We start from the raw sequence: 4,754 nt of genomic DNA, 5'->3' as shown, positions 1-4,754 counted from the left end.
CCTCCGAAAAATCGTAACCATCACCCCAGTAGCCGGCTTCCGCCAGCGTCCGCAACATGTTGCCGCTGCCGTGGCCGATCTCGAGAAACCTGCCCGGCGGCAACCCGTCGAGCATCGAGAGAAGCATCGCCTCCCTCAAGAGGTAGCGCGGCGGTTTCACGGGAGAAGCGTTCATTGCGCCAGCAGGCCTCGCAACCCTTCCTGCATCTTTTCGAAGGTGAACCTCTTCGCGTAATCGCGGCGCACGTTTGCCGCCAGCGCTGCGCGCAGATTACCGTCCAGGAGCAGTTCTTCCAAGGCAGCAGCCATCCTCTGCGGGTCGTTGGGGGGGACGAGCACCGCCGTTTCGTGATCAACGAAGTCCTCCGGGATGCCGTCGCAGAGCGTGGTGAGGATGGTGACCCCTTTTTTCATCGCCTCAAGAAGGGAAATTGCACCGCTGCCCTCCTCCACGGAAGGGAGGACGTAAATATCAGTGCGGTCGAGGACCTTGTCGACCGAATCAACAAAGCCGAGGAAGCTGACAAAGCCCTCCAGCCCCAAGCGCTTGGCGAGCCTCATGTTATGCCGATGGAAGACTCCGGCGCCGGCAACGAGACAGTTAAAGGCGATGCCGCGCTCCCTGACGATCTTTGCCGCCTTCAGGAAGGTGTTGATCCCTTTTCTCGGGTCCTGCCTGCAGATAAGGCTGACCGTGGGGACATCGCCCGAACGGATCGCATCGGACCCGATGGTGAGTTCGGACTTCCTTTCGTAAATATCAATGTAATACGGGAGCTTGACGACCTTTTCCGGATCGAGACCGGCAAATTCGGAGAGAAGGATGTTGCGGGTGGAATCGTAATGGACGACTACCAGATCACTTCCCCTGAGCAATCTGCTTTCAATTGGCGAGTATACCGTGCGGGCGAAAAGGTAGGCGGCCCTGATAAACAGAGATCTACGGTAGCCGTAGTCGCAAGCGGGAGCACCGATGACATGCCCCCGATATTCGTGCTTGTGGGTGGTGAAATACCCAACCAGGGTTTTCAGCTTGATGCTGCTGCCCCGCAGCTTCTGCTTCAGCTTGGTGCCGGCGACTCCCCAGATCGCCGCGCTGTAGACGATCAGTTCATCCGGCTTTTCCTGCTCGATCACCTTTTCCATCTCGGCGACGAAAAGCCCAGATGCCATGACCGCGCCGAGTCCTAAAAGCCTCTCGTAAGGGTTGACGAAGTGAATGAGCGTCGCGAAATCAAGTGATACCTGTTCCTTTTGGGAGCTGAAGCCAAGGATGTAGACCTTGTATCCGAGGGAATCGAGGATTTTTGCTACGTTATAGGCGTACGCGCCGAGGCCGCCGGGAATGGTAATCGGCGACTTGCCGCTTATCACAAAGGCTATCTTGTTAGCCATTAACAAGCACCTTTTTCAGGGTGTCTGCCACCTCCGCAATCTGCTCCTCGGAGAGCGCAAGGCCTGACGGCACATAAAAACCTTTCCGGGCAAGCCTTTCCGCCTCGGGATAGGTTTCGCCCGCAAAAAGCCCCATTTTTTTGAAAACCGGCTGTTCGTGCATCGGGAAGAAAAAAGGCCTGGTACCGATCCCCTTTTCCGCCAGTCGCTTCATCGCGCCTTCGGCATCGAACCGGATCTGGTCTTGCAGAACGAGACCGTAGACCCAGTAGATGTTGTCAGCGTAAGCGGTGGAAGCCACCGGCAGTTGTACACCCTCCACCTTGTCCAGCAGGCGGCTATAGAGCTCACCCATCCTCCTTTTCCTGACCACGAACTCATCGAGGCGCTCCAACTGCGCCACTCCCAGCGCCGCCTGCAGGTTGCTCATCCGGAAGTTCCAGCCAAGCTCCTCGTGCACGAACCTCTTGCGCGGCTGGAAACAGAGGTTTCGCAGGGAGGCGCAGCGCTCGGCAACGGCCTGGTCGTCGGTGACGATCATGCCGCCTTCGCCGGTGGTGATGTGCTTGTTGGGATAGAAGCTGAACGTGCTGACATCCCCGAAACTGCCGCAGGGACGCCCCTGGTAGGTCTGCCCGTGCATCTCGGCGGCGTCCTCGATCACCTGGAGTCCGTGCCGGTGGGCGATTTCCAGCAGCGGGTTCATGTCGACCGGCAGTCCGTAGATATGGACCACCATGATGGCCTTGGTCTTTGCGGTGATCCGGCTCTCGATCCGGCTCACGTCCATGTTCCAGGTGTCCCGATCGCAATCCACCAGCACTGGAATGGCGCCCGCCCTGACAATCGCGGCGGCGCACGAGATTATGGTGAAGGTCGGCATGATCACTTCGTCACCCTTGCCGATGCCGAGAGCAGCGACCGCAGCGTCCAGTGCAACAGATCCGTTTGCTACCGCCACCCCGTACTTGCGCCCGACGCGGGCGGCGAAGCGGGTCTCGAAGTCCTTGACGAAGGGGCCTTCCGAAGAGATCCAGCCGGTGTCGATGCATTGGTTCAGATACTTCTTTTCGTTGCCGTCCAGAAGCGGCTCGTTGACGGGGATCATAGTGCGTCCCCATTGCCAACAACGATCCTGGAAGCGGCAGCGAATCTCGTCTTATCCTGGTCGCCTGCATACGGCCCCTGCTTAACCTCGATCATCTCGATTTCCTCAAGGACTTCGAAGCCATGTCCGCCGCTGGCCAGCAGAAGGGTATCTCCGGCTTCAAGAATGCGACTTTCCAGGTAATTGGTCGCATCATCATAAAAGTCCACACGGAGGCGCCCTCTCCTGATGAAGAGCACTTCCTGCGTGTAGTGTACGGTCCGGGGAACGAGATTGTGCAGGTGTGGTTCAATGACTTTCCCGACGGGGTGATTCATGAAAGCGACCTGCTGGGAAAAATCGTCGGGAGTTACGAATTTGATACCGGATTCGTGAAATGAGTGCGGAATGATGATAGCAACGATTTCCCCGTCTTTTACGATTTGTTCGAACATGGTGATTTCCTCATTCGAGTGAAGATGACAAGTTGCTTTGAGTTAAGGACTGCCTCCAAACCGGGACAGGATCACGAAAGGGTAGTCGTCTGAGGGAAAGCGACGACAAGCATTTCGCCGAGCAAGAACAGTGGTGACCGATCTTGTCTCAGTGCTCCTCCTTGTCGGCGCCCCCTTCGTTCGCGCCGGTTCTCCCCCTCACTTCAAGAGCCTTGACCCTGTACTGTACGTCTTCCATCAGGCGCCGGTTGACGGCAAGGAGGTCGGCGAGGAATGCGGTGAGGATGGTTTGAAAGCCAACGCCCAGCAGGATCGACGCCAGGATCAGCGACTGCACGTGTCCGGCGCCGCTCCCGAGGAAGTAGTGGTAAAGGAATCGGGCGCCGACCAGGAAGCCGGCGGCGAAGACGCACAGGCCGATGGTCATGAAGAAGCGGAAGGGCCGGTAGACGACGAAGATCCTGAGGATGGTGACGATGGACTTCCTGACATAGGAGGAGATGCTCTTCACCAGGCGCGACGGGCGCAGATCGCCGTTCACCCGGATGGGGACCGAGGTGATGGCGATGTTCTTCTGCCCCGCCTGGATGATGGTCTCCAGGGTGTAGGTGTAGTTGTTGAAGACGTTCAGCCGCATGGCCGCTTCCCGGCTCATCGCGCGGAAGCCGCTCGGGGCGTCGGGGATGTCGGTCTTGCTGAACACGCGCACGACCTTGCTGCCGAGCTTTTGCAGCGCTTTCTTCACCCCTGAAAAGGTCTCGATGGTGGAAATGGGCCGGGCGCCGATGACGATCTCCGCCTTGCCCGCGAGGATGGGGGCGACCAGCGCCGGGATGTCGGCGGCGGCGTACTGGTTGTCCGCATCCGTGTTGACGACGACGTCGGCCCCCAGCCTGACGCAGGCGTCCAGCCCGGCGATGAAGCCGCAGGCGAGCCCGCGGTTGCGGGAAAAGCTGACGATGTGATCGACGCCGCACTCCTTCGCCACCTGAACCGTATCGTCCGTGCTGCCGTCGTTGATCACCAGCCATTCGACCTTGCTGAAACCGGGCACCTCGCGGGGCAGGTCGTTCAAGCTGACCGCCAGGGTAGCGGCCTCGTTGTAACAGGGTATCTGGATAATGAGCTTCATTTTACCTTCAGGAGTTCTTTCTTTTTCCAGATGATAGGGAGCGTAGGGGAGTTTCAGCCGACATGGCACGCGGATTCACGTGAGTAGGAAGATGCAGACCCCAATATCTGTGGGAATATAGCATTTAACGGTTCCCTTTGTCTACTGCGGCGATGATTTTAGCGGTACACAGGGCAGGGGTCTCGCAGAGGGAACCGGAGGGATCTAATTATTGTAAAGTGAGCGGTTCTTGTGATATCACTGCAACCGAATTCACTGCTACTTAATTCACATCTGCTTATTTTGAAGACCTGCTGGTAAGCAAGTGGCACCCATTACTCGCAATCTTCGACCGCGGAGCGCAAAAACATGAAGAATTCCGTGCTATATACAGCCTTCCCCGCACTCCTTTTGGCTGCCATTCTGCTTTTTCCGTTCCTCGGCAAGGCGTTCACCATCGATGACCCGTTATTTCTGTGCCAGGCACGCCACGCCTTGGTCGATCCGCTTCACCCGACCGCTTTCATGATGGCCTGGGCGGACACCTCGGAGAGGGTATCGCAACTGGTTCCCTCCGGCCCGGTCATGGCATGGCTGCTGATCCCCGCGATTATGGCGGGCGGAGCCGAGTGGGTTGCCCATGCCACCCAGTTGGTCATGCTCTGGATAGCTATCCTGGCCACGGTGTCGCTGGCGCGCCGCCTGG

At 58.2% G+C, this 4,754-nt stretch carries 5 protein-coding genes; 1 reads left to right on the top strand and 4 read right to left on the bottom strand.

From position 1 onward, the window contains the following. Positions 1–171 precede the first annotated feature (171 nt). The 4 genes from VJ604_RS18945 to VJ604_RS18930 form a co-directional block, all read right to left on the bottom strand. Positions 172–1,374 carry a glycosyltransferase family 4 protein gene (locus tag VJ604_RS18945; RefSeq protein WP_324085215.1) on the bottom strand — a complete coding sequence of 401 codons (1,203 nt, stop codon included), beginning with the start codon at positions 1,372–1,374 and terminating at the stop codon, positions 172–174. A 13-nt stretch (positions 1,375–1,387) separates the two neighbouring features. Continuing rightward, positions 1,388–2,503 (bottom strand): DegT/DnrJ/EryC1/StrS family aminotransferase, encoded by a 1,116-nt coding sequence (locus tag VJ604_RS18940; RefSeq protein ID WP_324085213.1) that lies wholly within the window; start codon positions 2,501–2,503, stop codon positions 1,388–1,390. Further along, positions 2,500–2,937, bottom strand: coding sequence for a cupin domain-containing protein (locus VJ604_RS18935; protein ID WP_324085210.1), 438 nt, complete (start codon positions 2,935–2,937; stop codon positions 2,500–2,502). Before VJ604_RS18935 ends, VJ604_RS18940 begins: the two co-directional genes overlap by 4 nt. A gap of 148 nt (positions 2,938–3,085) precedes the next feature. Next, positions 3,086–4,069: a glycosyltransferase family 2 protein gene (locus VJ604_RS18930; RefSeq protein ID WP_324085208.1), complete on the bottom strand. Its 984-nt coding sequence runs from the start codon at positions 4,067–4,069 to the stop codon at positions 3,086–3,088. A 348-nt stretch (positions 4,070–4,417) separates the two neighbouring features. Between VJ604_RS18930 and VJ604_RS18925 the strand changes: the two genes are divergently transcribed. Beyond that, positions 4,418–4,754 (top strand): hypothetical protein (locus VJ604_RS18925; protein WP_324085205.1); only part of this gene is annotated, 337 nt, incomplete at its 3' end.

The organism is Geomonas sp. (assembly GCF_035254065.1).
Lineage (GTDB): Bacteria > Desulfobacterota > Desulfuromonadia > Geobacterales > Geobacteraceae > Geomonas.
This window is presented reverse-complemented; position numbering and strand designations above follow the sequence as displayed.